The organism is Streptococcus oralis subsp. oralis (genome assembly GCF_000960035.1).
Classification (GTDB): Bacteria; Bacillota; Bacilli; order Lactobacillales; family Streptococcaceae; genus Streptococcus; species Streptococcus oralis_G.
Map to the genome: position 1 here is coordinate 874,368 of NZ_JYGR01000005.1, position 16,707 is coordinate 891,074.

Genomic DNA, 16,707 nt, shown 5'->3' on the forward strand with positions numbered 1-16,707 from the left:
TATTATGCAACAGATTTTAGTTTATTTCACTAATATACAACATTTTTCTTCCTATCGAACGCTTTCAATTCGCCAACTTTTCCAACCTTTAAAGCGAGTAGCTCCGTTCTGGTCAGTTCGGTAAATTTTACTATTGATGCTTTCTAGTCGTGCCAAGATTTCCTGATGGGGAAGTTTGGCACGATTGCTCTTTCCAACTGAAATGAGAGTAATGTGCGGTTTGAGCTTCTCTAAAAAAGCTTGACTAGATGAAGTCTTTGAACCATGTTGACCTGCTTTCAATATATCCACCTCTAAGGTAGGATATTGCTTTAAAAGTTCTTTCTCTCCCTTCTCTTTCAAATTTCCTGTGAAGAGAAAGTGCTTATCCAAAAGTTTTCCATAAAGAACCAGGGAACCATCACGATCCTCATCTTCAATCTTCCTTGGAGATAGGACTTCTAAGTAACTACCAAAAATCGGTAAATTCTCCCCTGCTGTCACACTGCGTACCTTGGTTTGACTTGCTTCTAGTTCTGCTACAAATTCCTTCTGTGTCAAACTTCCTTTTGATACTAAAATCTCACCGACATGGAAAGCCTTGGTCACCTCCAGCAAATCTCCAACATGCTCCTTGTCTGTATTGGTCAAAATCAGCTGATCAATCTTATCTACCCCTCGACTTTTCAGATAGGGAATCAAGGTCCTCTGGGCATTGCTGGCCGTCGACTTTTCTTGCCAATCCTCTATTTTCTTATCAGATTCTGCCTTTCCGCCCACATCTATGAGAATGGTTTTACCAGTTACATCCCGTAGAAAAATGCTTTCTCCCTGCCCTACATTCAGCATGGTGATTTCATTTTCCAGCGGGTGTTTAGTTAAGAAAAAGAGTCCCACGATAAAGAGGCTGAACCCTGCTACTCTATTGATATTTTTCCTAAAGTCATAGACCAAGGCCAATGAAACTAAGAGAAGAATCAAAAGCCATGCGTTGGGCTGCCCAAAAACCAAGGGCCTACTTGCCATCTGCGATACCAAGCGAATGATGCTCTCCAACCATTCAAAGACAAGGTTAAGCTGAGTGACTGGGTAAACAAAAGACAGAACGAATAAGATAGACAACAGCGGTAAGAAAACCAAGTCAAACAAGAAAGAAAAGACAAAGGTTAAAAGGATTGACCAAGGCTGAAATTCTGAAAAATAGAAGGATAGAATGGGCAATATTCCCAAGGAAATGACCAGACTTTCTCTGGCAACAGCCTTGAGCCCCTCCCCTTCTTTGCTTGTCATAGTCAAGATAAAAGCGTAGGCACAGGACAAGACACCTCCTGCTGTCAAGAAAAAGTTGGGCATGATGATAAAGAGGACAAGAACCGTTAAGGCAAAATTATCCAAACCCTTGTAGCCATGTTGGGCCAGTAACTTTTGCAAGAGACTGCGAATGACCGATGCTGAAAATCCTGTCAGACCAGCATAGATAAGAGAAAAGGGATAAGTCAGCCACTTCAACTTTTCTTGGGTCAAGCCCAATCGTAAGAGGAGTTTCTTAAAACCATCCATAAAGAAGCCAACCTGCATACCCGACAAGGCAAAGAGATGGATAATACCAAGACTAGAATAAAGCTCATTCATCTCTTCAAAGTCGGTATCCAGATGTCCTAGTAAGAGCCCCGTCATATAGTTGCGCATAGGATCTGGAAAGTGCATCTTGATCCAAACTACAGCCTTTCGACGTAAACTGGACAGATTTTCACCTATATCCCAACTGTTAACCTGTTTTATTGACTGGATGCTCTTGATAGTCAATGTCTGGTAAATCCCTTGATTCTTTAGATAGGCTTGGTAGTTAAAGCCACCAAAATTCCTCTGCCCTTCGGGTTCCGAAAGTTTTCCTTCTAGTTCAATCTCATGAAGGTCTGTTAAGGTCTGAAAGAGCTCTTTCTCTTCCTCGGACTGGAGTTTATAGTAAACTTGGAAGGTGTGACCCTCAGCCTTGCCCCGAAAGGACAGACTATCTCCATTGACCTTAATAGTGTCAGGCCAAATCCGTACCCTCTCAACAGAATCCGCTAGGTTTTGACTAGCTTGTGTCTGTTGCCAGTTTTGAAACAAAAACCAAAAACCAAAAACTCCACAAAACGCTAGAACTTTACCGGCCGATTTCCAAGGAAATTGGAAAAAAAGACAGACAAGCAAAAACACAAAACCTAGCAGTGCGAGATAGGACGCTCCTAAAATGGCATAGTAAAGCCAGAGTAACAGAAAACTCAGATAGATTAGGGGGATAGGGAAATTCTTAATCCACTGTGACATAATCTTTTAGCTTTTCTATGGTCTTAGCGCCTATACCAGAGACTTTCTTTAATTCATCTACCGACTTGAATTTGCCATTTGCCTCACGATGATCGATAATATCCTGCGCTCGTTTTCCTCCCAAGCCTTTGACCTGCTTGAGTTCTTCCAGACTAGCTTTATTGAGGTTAACCTTCTTATCTTTACTTGTCGAAGGAGTCGTTCCAGAGGCAACCTGCTGACTAGCTGCTTCTTCTCCCTTAGTTGGAACATAGACAAGAGCCTCATCACTGACTTTCTGTGCTAGATTGAGCGACTTGCTATCTGCCTCATCTGTCAAGCCACCTGCCTTCTGAACGGCATCATGAACTCGACTTCCTACTGGCAAATCATAAATCCCTGGCGATTTAACAGCACCTTTGACATCTACCGTGATCAGATCTTGTTCAGGAGATTCGTCCTTTTCTTCCTTCTTGACTTCCTTTTCAGACGATGAATCCTTTGAAACAGCTGCGATTTCAGCCTGCAAATTTGTTTCTTTGACGGGTGTTTGTGAAGTTGGCTTTAGTAGGAAAAATCCGCCCAAGGCCAAACCCAAACCAGCACAGATGACAATGATTTTATACTCTTTGATTTTCTCGATAATTGCTTCCATATTTTCTCCTCTCTTAAGTTATTCGCAAGAGAAAGAAAAAAACAGCTGAAAAATCTTTTCAACTGCTTATTTATTTGCAAAATAGTCTTCCTTAGTCAAGACATAATGAACTCTTGTGACAATTCGACCTGGTTCTTTATTATCCATTCTGGCATAGGGTTCTTCGTGGGAAAAACGCATACCTGATTTCTCCATGACCTTTCCTGATGCGGGATTGTCTTTATCGTGAAGAGCAGTCAACTTGTTCATTCCAATCTGCTCAAAAGCCAGTTCAATCACGGCACGATTGGCTTCTGTCGTCAATCCTTGATTCCAATACTTTTGGTTGATAATATAACCAATAGCTGCCTTCTTAAGAACAGGATCAATCTTGTGCAAATCAATGGTTCCGATAAACTGGCCAGTGCTTTTTAGTTCGATTCCCCACCGTCCCAAGGGACTGGCCAAGTAAAACTGAGCGATGTTGTTCTTGGTTTCTTCTAAGCTTTGATTTGTTGGAAAAGTGTAGCGTGTATTTTCTCTGTCTGAAGCATACTCAAACATGGCTTCTGCATCGTCCAAGGTTACAGGTCGGAGCAATAAACGCTTCGTTTCTATAGATGGATACTGGGCAAATTTCACAAATATTGATTCCATGCTTTTTCCTCCATTAGAGCTTGATTCTCACTAGTCTAGCATAAATAAATTTGGATGACAAGTTTTTCTTGATTTTTGAAGCGGTTTCATATACAATAAAACCATCACATTTTTGATTTATGAACTGGAATGTGACAACTAAAACAATCCCGTCAATTGAAAGGTAGGTTATCTCTATGTTAATCGGAATCCCAAAAGAAATTAAAAATAATGAAAACCGTGTTGCCCTCACTCCTGCTGGCGTCCACAGTTTAGTCAGTCGTGGACATCGTGTTCTCATCGAAACAAATGCTGGTCTCGGTTCAGGATTTACTGATGCAGACTATCAAAAGCAAGGAGCTGAGATTGTCGCAACTGCTGCTGAAGCCTGGGCTGCCGAGTTAGTCGTGAAAGTAAAAGAACCACTAGCTTCTGAATACGGTTATTTGCGCGACGACCTTCTCCTCTTCACCTATTTGCACATGGCTGCTGCGCCAGAATTAGCAGATGCTATGTTAGCAGCCAAAACAACAGGAATTGCCTATGAAACTGTTCGTGACAATCAAGGACAACTACCGCTCCTCGTTCCTATGAGTGAGGTTGCAGGTCGTATGGCTGTTCAAATCGGAGCTCACTTCCTTACCAAGCAAGCTGGTGGCTCTGGTGTTCTACTTGGTGGTGTACCAGGTGTTCCAAAAGGAAAAGTAACCATCATCGGTGGTGGTGTCGTCGGTACACATGCTGCCCGCATCGCCCTTGGTCTTGGTGCTCAAGTGACTATTTTAGATATCAGTGCCAAGCGTCTCTCAGTTCTAGAAGAAGTCTTTGGAAACCAAATTCAAACTCTTATGTCCAATTCATTTAACATCGAAGCAAGTGTGAGAGATGCTGATGTGGTGATTGGTGCGGTTCTCATCCCTGGTGCCAAAGCACCAAAATTGGTGACAGATGAGATGGTCAAACAAATGCGTCCAGGCTCTGTCATTGTTGACGTTGCTGTTGACCAAGGTGGCGTTATCGAGACAGCTGACCGTGTGACAACACACGATGAACCTGTCTATGAAAAATACGGTGTTCTCCACTATGCCGTTGCCAATATCCCTGGCGCGGTTGCCCGTACTTCAACCATCGCCCTAACCAATGTCACTCTTCCTTATATCGAAGCATTGGCTGACAAAGGTTTTGCACATGCAATCTCTGAAGATGAGGGCTTGCGTCAAGGTGTGACCACTTATAAAGGTTACTTAACTAGCCTCCCAGTTGCTCAAGGCCTCGCTAAAGAGCACACGTCTATCGACGAACTTGTTTAAAGCTAGACACTCATTAAAAAAAAGCAGTTCACATCTGAACTGCTTTTTTGCTATTCTGTTTCTTCCTTCTTTTCTTCAACCCTAACTGGAGCTGGTTCATAAGCTCGGATGATTTGAGCGACAACTGGATGACGAACCACATCCTTGGCTGAAAAATGAACAAAGTCAATTTGGTGAATGTTCTTAAGTTTTTCTTGAGCATCAATCAAACCGGACTTAACATTGCGTGGTAGGTCAATCTGGCTGATATCTCCATTGACAATCATCTTGGAATTAAAGCCTAAACGAGTCAGGAACATCTTCATCTGCATGATGGTCGTATTTTGTGCCTCATCTAAAATGACAAAAGCATCGTCCAAGGTCCGCCCACGCATGTAGGCAAGGGGCGCGATTTCGATAATTTCACGCTCCATGAGACGGGTCGTCTGATCTTTGCCGAGAATCTGATACAAGGCATCATAAACTGGTCGAAGATAAGGATCCACCTTCTCCTTGAGATCACCCGGAAGAAATCCTAGACTCTCACCTGCTTCCACTGCTGGACGAGTCAGGATAATCCTCTTGACCTGCCCGCGTTTAAGAGCTGTCACTGCCAAGGTCACTGCAAGAAAGGTCTTCCCTGTCCCTGCTGGTCCGATTCCAAAGGTCACATCATGCTGTTTGACACTGTCCACATAAAGTTTTTGACCCAAGGTTTTGACACGGATAGGCTTCCCAGTATTATCCTTGATGATTTCTTCTTCGTAAAGGGCGACAAACTTGTCGATTTCATCGTTTTTGACCATGCTAATAGCCGTCACCACATCTGGCGTCCCAACTGTCATCCCACGATTCACCAAGACCATCAAAGCTTGGATAACCTGACGGGCTTCCTCACAGGCAGACTCTTCTCCGATAACCTGCACAATCTCCGTACGAGCATGAATCACCACATCGAGCTCTTCTTCCATCAAACGAAGATGGCGCTCATTGGAACCAAAAAGATGGAACAAGTCATCTGGGTGACTTAGTTGAATGTCTATTGAATGTTCCTTCAAATAAAGAACCTCTCTAATCCGTTTATTTCTTTTTATTATAGCAAAGAGAACAATAAAATACTAGCCTCATCTCATTGTCTCTAGTGTTCTAAGTATTCTTGCCAGATGGCGTCAAAGTCTCCTAGGTTAAAAGAGAAGCTGGCATGCTCCTCCAAAAAGCGACTCACCTCATCAAAATCATCCGTGTGTTTTGGAAAAGCTGACTCCTCAAAAGCGAGGTCTGCCAAGATGGCTTTTGGGCTATTACTTTTAGGATTGCGCTCGGTCATGAGCCAAGTGTAAAATGATTTTCTCAATTCTTTCTCCTATCAAGAGTTTTTTGATGACACTTTTCTGATTCTTGAAAATTACTGGACTTAGCCTCTGAAACGTAGTGGTTTATAAAATCCGTTTTCGCATCTGTATAGGCGTCTCGGTTGTGTTCAAATTGTTTCCACAAACTTAGTTTTAATTCCTGATACGCTTGGGCGATATCAGGATGCTGGCAGAGATAATCTCTAAAATAAATCTCGTCATGATCTCCCGTCATTCGCAAATGTAGATGAAAAACTTTTTCCGCAAATCCCTGCTCTGTATATCCTTTATTTAGCGAAATCCTGTTAGGATTCTCCGACATCACTAGCCACCCATTCTTCACCAATAAATCCCTAACTCTTGCTAAATCCTCTATTCTACCTACTTCTAACAGAATATCAACGATATTTTTGGCCCAAATATTAGGGATAGCAGTGCTACCGATATGTTCTATTCTTTTAATAACATTTGCACCCAATATTTTTTTCAGACTTGTTTTTTCCGATTCATACCAGTCTTTCCACTCTGACTTGTGCTCTACTAGAAAAATAGGAAAAAGTTGCCAGAGTTCCTCTAAACTCATTTCTTCAAGTTTCTTTATCATGTCTATAAGGTTTAAATCAACTCTGTACCAAACTGGTCTTGCTTGATTTTACCAGCCTTCATCAAGCCACCGAGTGCTTTCTTGAACTGACCCTTAGAGATACCAAAGGTTGCCTTGATGTCCTCAGGAGAAGACTTATCATTCAAGGTCATGAAACCGCCATTGCTTTCCAAGTAGGTCAAAATCATCTGAGCATCATTTTCCAACATCTCAAAGGAGCGTGGTTTGAGGGATAGGTTCAAGGTACGGTCCACTTCACGGAAACCGATGACACGCGCATCTAACACTTGCCCCAAACGTGGCTCTGCGTAGCGCTCACTTGGGTGAATGAAACCAAGCATGTTATTCTCTGGCAGATAGACAAAGGTCCCTGACAGCTTAAGACGGTAAACAATGGCTGGCCAGTTTTGGTTCTGCATGTTGTTGTAGGCAGGACGAGCCAGACGTTGGAAGTCTTCCTGATACGCCAAGAGTCCCCAGATTCGGTCTTTCTTGTCCACTTCAAGACGGATGTAAAGTTTATCACCCTTCTTAGGCCAGAGTTCCTTGAGCTCAGGGAGGATATCAAGTGACACAACGATTTCCTTATCAGGTAGACCGGTATCAACAAAGACACCCAAGTCCTTACGAACTTCTGTTACGGTTCCCCAACCAAATTGGTCCTGAGTGGCAGTCACTTCTAAGGTTGTCAGGCGGAGTTTCTGCTTCATATCCGTGTAGGTAAAACCTTTGACCGTATCCCCTACTGTATGTTGACCTTCTTCCTTAGCAAGAGCATAGGTCTGACCATCCTTTTGCACAAAGTAAAAACGGTCATTTTCATCGATGATGAGTCCAACGATAAAACTTGCAAGATTTGTATTCATATTTCCTTCTTTCGAATAAAACTCAGCCAGCAATGCCAACTGAGTTTTTCTGTTTATTTTTAGACTTCCAAGATTTCTTTTTCTTTATTGGCAGTCATGTCGTCGATGTGTTTCACAGCATCGTCTGTTACTTTTTGAATATCTTTTTCAAGAGTCTTCAATTCGTCTTCAGTGATTTCTTTTGCTTTTTCTTGTTTTTTAGCTTCATCCATAGCATCACGGCGGATATTGCGGACAGCCACTTTAGCATTCTCACCGACCTTCTTCACTTCTTTGGCAAGGTCACGACGAGTCTCTTCTGTAAGAGCAGGGATAACCAAGCGGATCACAGAACCGTCATTAGCTGGTGTAATACCAAGATCAGAAGCGTTCAAGGCACGTTCGATGTCTTTCAATGAAGACTTGTCAAATGGTGTTACCAACAAGACACGCGCTTCTGGAATGGTAATAGAAGCGATTTGGTTAAGAGGAGTTTCGACTCCATAGTATTCTACGTGGATACGGTCTAGTAAGCTTGCGTTGGCACGACCGGCACGGATACCTCCAAATTCACGAGCAAGTGATTGGTGAGACTGGGTCATTCTCTCTTTAGCTTTTTCTACAATTGCATTAGCCATAATTTTCTTATTCCTTTTCTTCGATATTGTTTGAAACTGTTGTTCCGATATTTTCACCAAATACGACACGTTTGATGTTGCCTGGTTGGTTCATATTGAAGACAACCAAGTCAATGTCGTTGTCCATAGAGAGGGTTGAAGCTGTTGAGTCCATGATACGAAGACCTTTATTGATAACATCACGGTGAGTCAATTCTTCAAACTTAACGGCTGTCTTGTCTTTCTTAGGATCGGCATTGTAAACACCATCTACGCCATTTTTCGCCATAAGGATGGCATCCGCTTCGATTTCAGCTGCACGAAGGGCCGCTGTTGTATCGGTTGAGAAGTAAGGTGAACCAATACCAGCACCAAAGATAACAATACGGCCTTTTTCAAGGTGGCGAAGAGCACGTCCACGTACATAAGGTTCTGCCACTTGTTGCATCGCAATGGCTGTTTGTACACGCGTATCGACACCAACTTGTTGCAATGAATCTGCCATCACAAGAGCATTCATCACGGTCCCAAGCATTCCAGTGTAATCGGCCTGAACACGGTCCATTCCTGCTTCTGCAGCAGGTTCCCCACGCCAGAGATTTCCTCCACCAATAACAAGGGCAATTTCGATACCTAAGCTATGAACTTCTTGAATCTCTTTTGCGATTGTTTGAACTGTTTGGATATCAATCCCTACGCCACGTTCACCGGCAAGGGCTTCACCTGATAACTTGATTAAAATACGTTTATACTTGGGATTCGCCATTTTTACTCTCCTTTTTTTATCCTACCTATTTTATCACAATTTCTAAGATTTTTATAGTATCATGAGCAATTCTTTCAAAAAAATTAAACCGTTAAAAATTCCTCTAAGTCCTGAAGAGCACGCTCTGCAATTTTTTCATAACGAGCCTTCTTATCACGGATACGCTCGCCTTCCAATTCCTTGATAATCCCGAAATTGACGTTCATTGGTTGGAAATGTTTGCTATCAGCGTGAGTGATGTAGTGAGGCAGACTGCCAATCGCTGTGGTCCCTGGGAAGATAGCTTCACTTTCACCCTTGAAGAGTCGAGCCGCGTTAATACCTGCAACTAAGCCTGAGGCTGCTGACTCAACATAGCCTTCCACACCCGTCATTTGACCAGCAAAGAAGAGGTTTGGTTGTTTCTTAGAACGGTAAGTCTGTTCAAGAAGATTTGGTGAATCCATATAAGAATTGCGATGCATGACCCCATAACGAACAAACTCAGCATTTTCAAGACCTGGAATCATTTGGAAGACACGCTTTTGTTCTCCCCATTTGAGGTGGGTTTGGAAACCAACGATATTGTAGAGGCTACCAGCCGCATTGTCCTGACGAAGCTGGACAACTGCATACGGTGTTTTGAACTCCCCGTCACGAGGGCCTGTATAATCGTCTGGATACTCCAGACCAACTGGTTTCATAGGACCATAAAGCATGGTTTTAATGCCACGCTTAGCCATGACTTCGATAGGCATACAACCTTCAAAGTACTTTTCTTTTTCAAAGAAATTGAGCGGTGCTTCTTCAGCATTGACCAAGGCTTCATGGAAATCCATAAATTCTTGCTTGGTCATAGGGGCATTGAGGTAGGCTGCTTCTCCCTTGTCATAACGAGACTTGAGATAGACCTTGCTCATATCAATGGTGTTGACATCGATAATCGGCGCCGCCGCGTCGTAAAAATAGAAACCATCGCCGTCATTAAGGGCATGAATCTTCTCAGCTAGAGCATCGCTGGTCAAAGGACCAGTAGCGACAACTGTAATAACATCAGTCGGTAATTCTGTAATTTCATCACGAACCACTTCAATCAAAGGATGATTGGCTACTTTTTCGGTCACCATTTGAGAGAAACCATCGCGGTCCACCGCAAGGGCACCGCCTGCAGGAACACGTGTAGCTTCAGCAGATTCCAATATGACAGAACCCAAGCGACGCATTTCTTCCTTGAGAAGACCTACAGCATTGGTCAAAGCATCTCCACGCAAGGAATTGGAACAAACCAACTCTGCAAAATTGTCTGTTTTGTGCTGAGGTGTTGACTTAACACCACGCATTTCATAGAGTTTAACTGGAATACCACGTTCTGCGATTTGGTAAGCTGCTTCAGACCCTGCCAAACCAGCACCGATAACATTGATATAAGATTGAGACACGACACTAATACCTCTTTGGGTGGAACCTAAGTCCAAATAAAAACAAGCTACTAGACTATTTGACACCCACAAATCTTTCTAATTTTTCTTCTACTAGTATAACAAAAAAAGGGAAGATGGCAAACTTCCCTGTTTAGTCATTTTCTTGATTTTCTTCCCAATCGTGGTAGGCAGCGTAGAGCTGGCTTTTATTCCATTGATATATCTTTGCGACTTCCTTAATAGCTTGATTTTTCTTCATGCCTTGCTGGATACGAGATTGGATTTCTGAAAACAAGTCCTCCTCGTCCTTTTCCTCCACATCCTGACTAGCACCATCAACGATGAGAAGGCATTCGCCCTTGAGTGGCGTTTCAGCTATACTTTCTAATAACTCAGAAATGGTACCTCGTTGGTATTCTTCATAGATTTTGGTCAATTCTCTGACCAAGACTACCGAGCGGTCACCGTAGACTTCTAGCATATTTTCCAATGTATCTGCCACACGATGAGGCGATTCATAGAAAATCTGAGTTTCTGGGTAATCTTTTTTTAAGTCGAAAAATTGCTTTTGCTGGCCTGATTTTCTCGGTAAGAAACCGTAAAAGATATGTGGTTGTGGTGCTAGGCCACTGGCAATCAAGGCAGAAATTCCAGCAGAGGCACCCGGAACTGTAACAACTGCGATTTCTTCCTCAATAGCTTCCTTGACCAAATCATGCCCAGGATCTGAGATACTAGGCAGACCCGCATCAGAAACCTGAGCAATACTTTGCCCCGCCTTCAGAAAACCAATCAAATCAGGAATCTTTTCCTTGGCATTGTGCTCGTGAAAACTGATCTGCTTTGTCTGAATGTCAAAATGCTTGAGCAAAAGACCTGTATTGCGCGTGTCCTCAGCCGCAATCCAATCCACTTCTTTCAGAGTTTGGATGGCACGAAAGGTCATATCGTCTAGATTGCCAATCGGCGTTGCTACTAGGTAAAGTTTGCCATAGGGAGATTGTCCCTTAAAACTTTTTTGAATCTGCATGCTTACTCCCTATATAACAACTCATCACAGAACATACATTCCTCGTCCTGCTCGCGACGTTGTCCATAAAAATCATTACATACGTGAAAACCGTCTTTATAGATTCGGCGGACACTTTCACGAACATGCTTAGCCTTGACGGGGGTATCTGCTTCCACCTCGCCCAAGCGTTCGCGCAACTTAGAATTTTCCAAACGAAGAGCTGTATTTTCCTCTACCAGGCTCTTGAGATTTTTCTTGATGGCTTCCACATCGGCCAAGGTCACCAATAACTGTTGGGAAAAATCGTCCAGTGCATCAAATAATTCTTTTTTGTCCATAAACCAGCCCTTTCCTTTCTTTATCCTTCATTGAGTTTATATTTCCTTCAAAACCAGGTATTCCAAGGCATTTTGAAAGCTGACATTAGCCTGCCACATTTTTCTAGCTTCTAGCAAATCTTGTAGAATCTGTCGAATCCTTGCTTGCAAGAGATCCTGCCCACAGAGAACTTCGAGGATTCGCAAAACCTGATCTTGTTTTTCCTTGTCATCTGCCAAGTTGGCCAATTTAGCAACTTGCAGATAACTTTCTTTTTTCTTAGCTAATAACGAGGTCAGCAGGCGTTCACTCTCTTCCACCAAGGTCCAAAAACTTGCCTGATTTGCCAGTTTTTCTGCTTCAGCATGTGATTGACAAAACTGGGCTAAAAGAGTCGCTTTTTTCTTGACCAGACCTGCTTGTTCTAATTGATGGATGAGCTTTTCTTCCTGCTTTTTAAAGTGGAAAATCTGGGTCCGACTTCGGATAGTTGGCAACATCTTTTCCTCATCGCTGGTCAAGAAGAAAATGTAAACTTCACTCTGAGGTTCTTCGATGACCTTGAGCAGAGAATTGGCCGCGTTGGGATGCATTTTCTCCGCCTGCTCGATGATAAAGACCTGTTGTTGACTTTCAATCCCTGCTTGGGAAAACTGTCCCACCAATTCCCGAATACGTTCTGTCTTGATAACCTGATTGACTGGCTTAATCAAGGTAACATCGGGAAATTCTTCCTGCTCAATCAGCTTGCAGTTTCGGCATTTCTCACATGGTAGAACGCCCACTTTATCCGTACAGAAGAGACTCTTAGCCAAAAACTGCGCCATTTCCAAGCTTCCAAAGAAACCTGAAAAGAGATAGGCGTGATTGAGCTGGTCTTGTTCTAGAATACGGACAAAGCGGTCAAACTGTTCTGGCTGCCAAGCTTTTAGTTGATCTTGTTTCATTTAGCCAAGCCCATTCTGTCAAACAAGACAGCCTTGGTAGCATCCACAACTTGCTCCAAAGGAAGACTCGCATCAATCTTGACAGTGCGATTTCCTTCTTTGTCCAGAAGAGAAAGGTAGCCTTTACGAACCTTTTTGTGCAAGTCTAAGCCTTCCATGTCCAAACGATTGACCTCGCGATCACTATTGGCAGCAATGCGAGCCAGTCCTTCTTCCACCTCAATGTCAAAATAGAGTGTCAAATCGGGTTTGAGGCCATCTGTCGCAAAGTGATTGAGCCAATCAATGGCATCAATATCCAATCCACGACCAAATCCTTGATAAGCAACGGAACTATCGATGAAGCGGTCCATAATGACCAACTTACCAGCTTCAAGAGCAGGCAGAACTTTTTCCACCAAGTGCTGTCTGCGACTCGCGATATAGAGAAGAAGCTCTGTTTTAGGATCCATCTGAGTATGACTTGGATCCAAAATCACTTGACGAATCTTCTCCCCAATCAAAACTCCACCCGGTTCACGGGTCGTCAGCACCTCTACTCCTTTTTCCTCTAAAATGGGGAGTAGAGCCTCTAAAACACTGGTCTTCCCTGCTCCCTCTGGTCCCTCAAGAGAGACTAAAAATCCTTTTGACATGTCTAACTCATTTCTTTTTTTCTACCTTCTATTCTATCAAAAAAATAGGTTTTTGTGACAATCTTTTTGTGTCTTCTCCATTCAATCGACCATAAAAGAGGCTGGGAGTCATCCAACCTCTTATTTACCTAATTCTTGTGTTCGTTTGTAGGCTTGCTGAACTGCGTCCATGACTGTACCTCTAAAGGCATGTTCTTCCAGACTCGCTACACCCGCGATAGTCGAACCTCCTGGGCTGCAAACTTGATCTTTCAAAACTCCAGGATGTTGCTGGCTTTCCAGAACCATTTGTCCAGCGCCGACTACTGTTTGGGCTGCCATTTTCAAAGCCATTTCTCGTGGCAATCCTGTCTGTACACCCGCATCTGCCAAGGCTTCGATAAAGAGATAGACAAAGGCTGGTCCACAGCCTGCAAGACCTGTTGCTGCGTCAATTAAGCCATCTCCAAACTCAACCAATAGACCCGCATTGGCTAATAACTGACAAAAGAGTTCCCTGTCCTCAGCACGACAGTTTGCTGACATGGCATAACTAATCACTCCTTGTCCGATAGCAACTGGTGTATTGGGCATGATGCGAATGATACGATGTTGACTCGGTAAAAATTTGGCTAGTTTTTCCAAAGTCAATCCAGCTGCCATGGAAATCAAAAGAAGACTCTCTCTTTTTTCAAGGATGGTCTGATATTGAGCAAGCAGTTCAGAAAACTGCGCAGGCTTTACTCCTAGAAAAATCGCATCTGCTTCTGCGAAGATTTCTTCATTGCTGGAAGCCTGACCGCCGAAGTTGGCAATGAAAGCATCTACTTTCGCTTGACTACGATTGGCAAGGAGAATCTGAGCTCCCGTCTTGGCCTGCACAACAGCCTTAGCCAAGCTAGCTCCCATATTCCCCAAACCGATAAATCCAATCTTCATCTCTTACTCCCTTATCTGTCCGTTACCAGTAACCACATACTTGTAGCTGGTCAACTCTTTCAAGCCCATAGGCCCACGCGCATGCAGTTTCTGAGTAGAAATTCCCATCTCACATCCAAGACCAAATTGCCCACCATCAGTGAAACGCGTTGAGGCATTGACATACACCGCTGCTGAGTCTACTTGATCTGTAAAGTAAGTTGCAGCTTCAGCATTTTCCGTCACAATGGCATCCGAATGATGGGTACTGTGGGCTTCGATATGCGCAACCGCTTCTTCTAAACTGCTCACGACCTTAACTGCTAGGATATAGTCTAAAAACTCAGTGTCAAAGTCTTGGGCCTCAACTGCTCGACCTGAAAGAGACTGACTTGCTTTCTCATCCAAGCGGAATTGAATTGGTTCCAGTCCAGCTTCTTTCCGACTTGTAACCAGCACTTTCTCCAAGCGAGGAAGAAAACGTGCTGCCTTGTCTTCATGAACCAGCAAGACCTCCATAGCATTGCAGACAGAAGGACGACTGGTTTTAGCATTGTTGATGATAGACAGAGCCTTGTCTTCATCGGCATCCTTATCCACATAGACATGGACAATTCCAGTTCCTGTCTCAATAACAGGCACAATGGCATTTTCAACCACTGCATTAATCAAGCCAGCCCCTCCACGAGGAATGAGGAGGTCTAGATAGCCCTTGGCCTTCATCATAGCATAGCTACTTTCTCGGCTGGTGTCTTCCACCAGTTGAATCACATTTGGATGAATGGTAGTCGTCTCCAAACCCTTCTTCAAGGCTGTGACAATAGCATGAGCTGTTTGATAGGCATCCTTGCCACTACGAAGAACAACCGCATTTCCACTTTTGAGAGCCAAAGCAGCTGCATCAGACGTCACATTTGGACGACTTTCGTAGATAATCCCAATAACCCCCATGGCCACACGCTTCTTAGTAATAACCAAGCCATTTTCAAGCTGACTTGTTTCTAGGACCTCACCAATAGGATCTGGTAAAGCAACCACTTCACGAATCCCTCTTGCCATCGCTTCTATACGTCCCTCATCCAAATAAAGACGGTCTAGCATAACATCTGAGATTTTCCCCTTGGCCGCTGCCATATCGAGGGCATTTGCCACTAAAATCTCCTCAGTAGCCGCCAATAAATGATCAGCCATAGCTAGCAAGGCTTGGTTTTTCACTGCTTCACTGGCAGTATTGATTGATTTCTTAACAGCTTGTACCTGTTCAAATTGTTCTTGTGTACTTACCATCGTTCACCTCTAAAATTCTGTAAAGAGCAGCTGGATTTCAGGAGTGATGGAAATCCAGTCATCACGGTGAATCAAGACTCCCTTAGCTTTTTGGGAACGAAGCATGTCTTCTAGGGCTGAGACACCAAATTGGACACGTCCCTTTCCAAGAGATTGACCCGTTTCTTTATCTGCTACTGTGACAATATCGTGGTAAGAGAAGTTTCCTTCCACTTCTACCACACCCGATAAAAGGAGACTTTTCCCGTTTTTTGAAAGTGCCTCTGCAGCTCCACCATCTACCCAAATCGTTCCCTGACTTTGAGCATAGAAAGCCAGCCATTGTTTCTGAGTACGAAGTCCCTTCTCTTGCGCAACAAAGTAAGAACCATCCTTGGTCTCCTCCGCGGCTTCAATCAAGGCATCAGATTTCAAGGAGGAGCAAATATAGACTGACACACCTGACTCCGTCGCAATAGTTGCAGCTTTGATTTTTGTCAGCATGCCCCCAGTTCCGTTTGATGAACCTGCTCCACCAGCCATATCAATAATCTCACGATTGATAGTCTCGATTTTCTCCAAACGTTTGGCTGTTGGATCCGAATTAGGATTTCCAGTATAGAGACCGTCCACATCCGTCAAGAGAACTAAAAGGTCTGCTTGAACCATCGCCGCTACTTGGGCACTCAGAGTGTCATTATCACCCACCTTAAGTTCGTCAATGACGACACTGTCATTCTCATTGATGATGGGAATTGCACCACGATGAAGCAATACAGACAAGGCCTGATGGGCATTCTTATAGCGACGTTTATCTACAAAATCATCCTGTGTCAGCAAGATTTGTGCAGAAACGATCTGGCGCATGAGGAGGTTGGTTGTATATTCCTCCAACAAAAGTCCCTGACCAACTGCAGCCGAAGCTTGTTTATCTGCAATCTTGGTCGGACGTTTTTTAAAACCCAAAGCTCCAAATCCAGCGGCAACTGCCCCAGATGACACTAAAATCAACTCATGTCCAGCTTCATGCAACATAGCTAATTGCTGAGTAATTGCCTTTACTTTACTTCTTGATAAACTCCCGTCTTCATTTGTCAAGGAGGAGGTCCCCACCTTAAAGACGATTCGTTTGTACTTCATATTCTCACTCCGATTCTTCATATTTATCCATTATAACATGAATACTTTAAAATAGAAAAGACTTGAAATGAAAAAGGT

Annotated in this window: 18 protein-coding genes; 1 reads left to right on the plus strand and 17 read right to left on the minus strand. The window is 43.4% G+C overall.

Annotated features, from left to right (window positions below):
- Positions 1-51: 51 nt before the first annotated feature.
- The 3 genes from TZ92_RS07525 to TZ92_RS07535 all read right to left on the minus strand — a co-directional run bounded on the left by TZ92_RS07525 (position 52) and on the right by TZ92_RS07535 (position 3,562).
- Positions 52-2,292: a DNA internalization-related competence protein ComEC/Rec2 gene (locus TZ92_RS07525; RefSeq protein WP_033629920.1), complete on the minus strand. Its 2,241-nt coding sequence runs from the start codon at positions 2,290-2,292 to the stop codon at positions 52-54.
- The gene (locus TZ92_RS07530; RefSeq protein ID WP_033629921.1) at positions 2,276-2,926 is read right to left on the minus strand and encodes a helix-hairpin-helix domain-containing protein; all 651 of its coding nucleotides are present in this window, start codon (positions 2,924-2,926) and stop codon (positions 2,276-2,278) included. Before TZ92_RS07530 ends, TZ92_RS07525 begins: the two co-directional genes overlap by 17 nt.
- Positions 2,927-2,992: 66 nt before the next feature.
- Entirely contained in the window at positions 2,993-3,562 is a 570-nt protein-coding gene (locus TZ92_RS07535; RefSeq protein WP_033629922.1) for a GNAT family N-acetyltransferase, read from the minus strand.
- A gap of 176 nt (positions 3,563-3,738) precedes the next feature.
- On the opposite strand from TZ92_RS07535, the gene ald reads away from it, so the two are divergent.
- Positions 3,739-4,851 (plus strand): alanine dehydrogenase, encoded by a 1,113-nt coding sequence (gene ald / locus TZ92_RS07540; protein ID WP_033629923.1) that lies wholly within the window; start codon positions 3,739-3,741, stop codon positions 4,849-4,851.
- A 50-nt stretch (positions 4,852-4,901) separates the two neighbouring features.
- Here the strand turns inward: ald and TZ92_RS07545 are convergent, their stop codons facing one another.
- The 14 genes from TZ92_RS07545 to proB form a co-directional block, all read right to left on the minus strand.
- A complete protein-coding gene (locus TZ92_RS07545; protein ID WP_033629924.1) occupies positions 4,902-5,888 on the minus strand; it encodes a PhoH family protein in 987 nt (328 codons plus the stop codon).
- A gap of 80 nt (positions 5,889-5,968) precedes the next feature.
- Positions 5,969-6,184, minus strand: coding sequence for a YozE family protein (locus tag TZ92_RS07550; protein ID WP_001232084.1), 216 nt, complete (start codon positions 6,182-6,184; stop codon positions 5,969-5,971).
- Complete coding sequence (locus TZ92_RS07555; protein WP_033629925.1) at positions 6,181-6,786, minus strand: GrpB family protein; 606 nt, start codon at positions 6,784-6,786, stop codon at positions 6,181-6,183. Before TZ92_RS07555 ends, TZ92_RS07550 begins: the two co-directional genes overlap by 4 nt.
- A gap of 11 nt (positions 6,787-6,797) precedes the next feature.
- On the minus strand, positions 6,798-7,652 hold the full coding sequence (gene cvfB, locus TZ92_RS07560; protein WP_033629926.1) for an RNA-binding virulence regulatory protein CvfB: 855 nt from the start codon (positions 7,650-7,652) through the stop codon (positions 6,798-6,800).
- A 59-nt stretch (positions 7,653-7,711) separates the two neighbouring features.
- On the minus strand, positions 7,712-8,269 hold the full coding sequence (gene frr, locus TZ92_RS07565) for a ribosome recycling factor (protein WP_001262235.1): 558 nt from the start codon (positions 8,267-8,269) through the stop codon (positions 7,712-7,714).
- Between the two features lie 7 nt (positions 8,270-8,276).
- The gene (pyrH, locus tag TZ92_RS07570) at positions 8,277-9,014 is read right to left on the minus strand and encodes a UMP kinase (protein WP_000002996.1); all 738 of its coding nucleotides are present in this window, start codon (positions 9,012-9,014) and stop codon (positions 8,277-8,279) included.
- An 83-nt stretch (positions 9,015-9,097) separates the two neighbouring features.
- Positions 9,098-10,432: a methylenetetrahydrofolate--tRNA-(uracil(54)-C(5))-methyltransferase (FADH(2)-oxidizing) TrmFO gene (gene trmFO / locus TZ92_RS07575; RefSeq protein WP_033629927.1), complete on the minus strand. Its 1,335-nt coding sequence runs from the start codon at positions 10,430-10,432 to the stop codon at positions 9,098-9,100.
- A 133-nt stretch (positions 10,433-10,565) separates the two neighbouring features.
- Positions 10,566-11,444 (minus strand): 16S rRNA (cytidine(1402)-2'-O)-methyltransferase, encoded by an 879-nt coding sequence (gene rsmI / locus TZ92_RS07580; RefSeq protein ID WP_033629928.1) that lies wholly within the window; start codon positions 11,442-11,444, stop codon positions 10,566-10,568.
- 2 nt (positions 11,445-11,446) lie between these two features.
- The gene (gene yabA / locus TZ92_RS07585; protein ID WP_000358229.1) at positions 11,447-11,764 is read right to left on the minus strand and encodes a DNA replication initiation control protein YabA; all 318 of its coding nucleotides are present in this window, start codon (positions 11,762-11,764) and stop codon (positions 11,447-11,449) included.
- A 36-nt stretch (positions 11,765-11,800) separates the two neighbouring features.
- Entirely contained in the window at positions 11,801-12,691 is an 891-nt protein-coding gene (locus TZ92_RS07590) for a DNA polymerase III subunit delta' (RefSeq protein WP_033629929.1), read from the minus strand.
- Positions 12,688-13,326 (minus strand): dTMP kinase, encoded by a 639-nt coding sequence (gene tmk / locus TZ92_RS07595; protein ID WP_033629930.1) that lies wholly within the window; start codon positions 13,324-13,326, stop codon positions 12,688-12,690. The genes TZ92_RS07590 and tmk overlap by 4 nt, the downstream gene beginning before the upstream one ends.
- Before the next feature lie 120 nt (positions 13,327-13,446).
- On the minus strand, positions 13,447-14,244 hold the full coding sequence (gene proC, locus TZ92_RS07600; protein ID WP_033629931.1) for a pyrroline-5-carboxylate reductase: 798 nt from the start codon (positions 14,242-14,244) through the stop codon (positions 13,447-13,449).
- A 3-nt stretch (positions 14,245-14,247) separates the two neighbouring features.
- Positions 14,248-15,510, minus strand: coding sequence for a glutamate-5-semialdehyde dehydrogenase (locus TZ92_RS07605; RefSeq protein WP_033629932.1), 1,263 nt, complete (start codon positions 15,508-15,510; stop codon positions 14,248-14,250).
- Between the two features lie 9 nt (positions 15,511-15,519).
- Positions 15,520-16,629, minus strand: a complete 1,110-nt coding sequence (proB, locus tag TZ92_RS07610; RefSeq protein ID WP_033629933.1) for a glutamate 5-kinase — start codon at positions 16,627-16,629, stop codon at positions 15,520-15,522.
- Between the last annotated feature and the right edge of the window lie 78 nt (positions 16,630-16,707).

What these genes read in the sequence shown, in the direction of transcription:
- TZ92_RS07525 (WP_033629920.1), bottom strand. Translation starts at nt 2,292, where the DNA reads ATGTCACAGTGGATTAAGAATTTCCCTATCCCCCTAATCTATCTGAGT.
- TZ92_RS07555 (WP_033629925.1), bottom strand. Translation starts at nt 6,786, where the DNA reads ATGATAAAGAAACTTGAAGAAATGAGTTTAGAGGAACTCTGGCAACTT.
- cvfB (WP_033629926.1), bottom strand. Translation starts at nt 7,652, where the DNA reads ATGAATACAAATCTTGCAAGTTTTATCGTTGGACTCATCATCGATGAA.
- rsmI (WP_033629928.1), bottom strand. Translation starts at nt 11,444, where the DNA reads ATGCAGATTCAAAAAAGTTTTAAGGGACAATCTCCCTATGGCAAACTT.
- tmk (WP_033629930.1), bottom strand. Translation starts at nt 13,326, where the DNA reads ATGTCAAAAGGATTTTTAGTCTCTCTTGAGGGACCAGAGGGAGCAGGG.
- ald (WP_033629923.1), top strand. Translation starts at nt 3,739, where the DNA reads ATGTTAATCGGAATCCCAAAAGAAATTAAAAATAATGAAAACCGTGTT.
- frr (WP_001262235.1), bottom strand. Translation starts at nt 8,269, where the DNA reads ATGGCTAATGCAATTGTAGAAAAAGCTAAAGAGAGAATGACCCAGTCT.
- proB (WP_033629933.1), bottom strand. Translation starts at nt 16,629, where the DNA reads ATGAAGTACAAACGAATCGTCTTTAAGGTGGGGACCTCCTCCTTGACA.
- TZ92_RS07590 (WP_033629929.1), bottom strand. Translation starts at nt 12,691, where the DNA reads ATGAAACAAGATCAACTAAAAGCTTGGCAGCCAGAACAGTTTGACCGC.
- pyrH (WP_000002996.1), bottom strand. Translation starts at nt 9,014, where the DNA reads ATGGCGAATCCCAAGTATAAACGTATTTTAATCAAGTTATCAGGTGAA.
- yabA (WP_000358229.1), bottom strand. Translation starts at nt 11,764, where the DNA reads ATGGACAAAAAAGAATTATTTGATGCACTGGACGATTTTTCCCAACAG.
- TZ92_RS07605 (WP_033629932.1), bottom strand. Translation starts at nt 15,510, where the DNA reads ATGGTAAGTACACAAGAACAATTTGAACAGGTACAAGCTGTTAAGAAA.
- TZ92_RS07530 (WP_033629921.1), bottom strand. Translation starts at nt 2,926, where the DNA reads ATGGAAGCAATTATCGAGAAAATCAAAGAGTATAAAATCATTGTCATC.
- TZ92_RS07535 (WP_033629922.1), bottom strand. Translation starts at nt 3,562, where the DNA reads ATGGAATCAATATTTGTGAAATTTGCCCAGTATCCATCTATAGAAACG.
- proC (WP_033629931.1), bottom strand. Translation starts at nt 14,244, where the DNA reads ATGAAGATTGGATTTATCGGTTTGGGGAATATGGGAGCTAGCTTGGCT.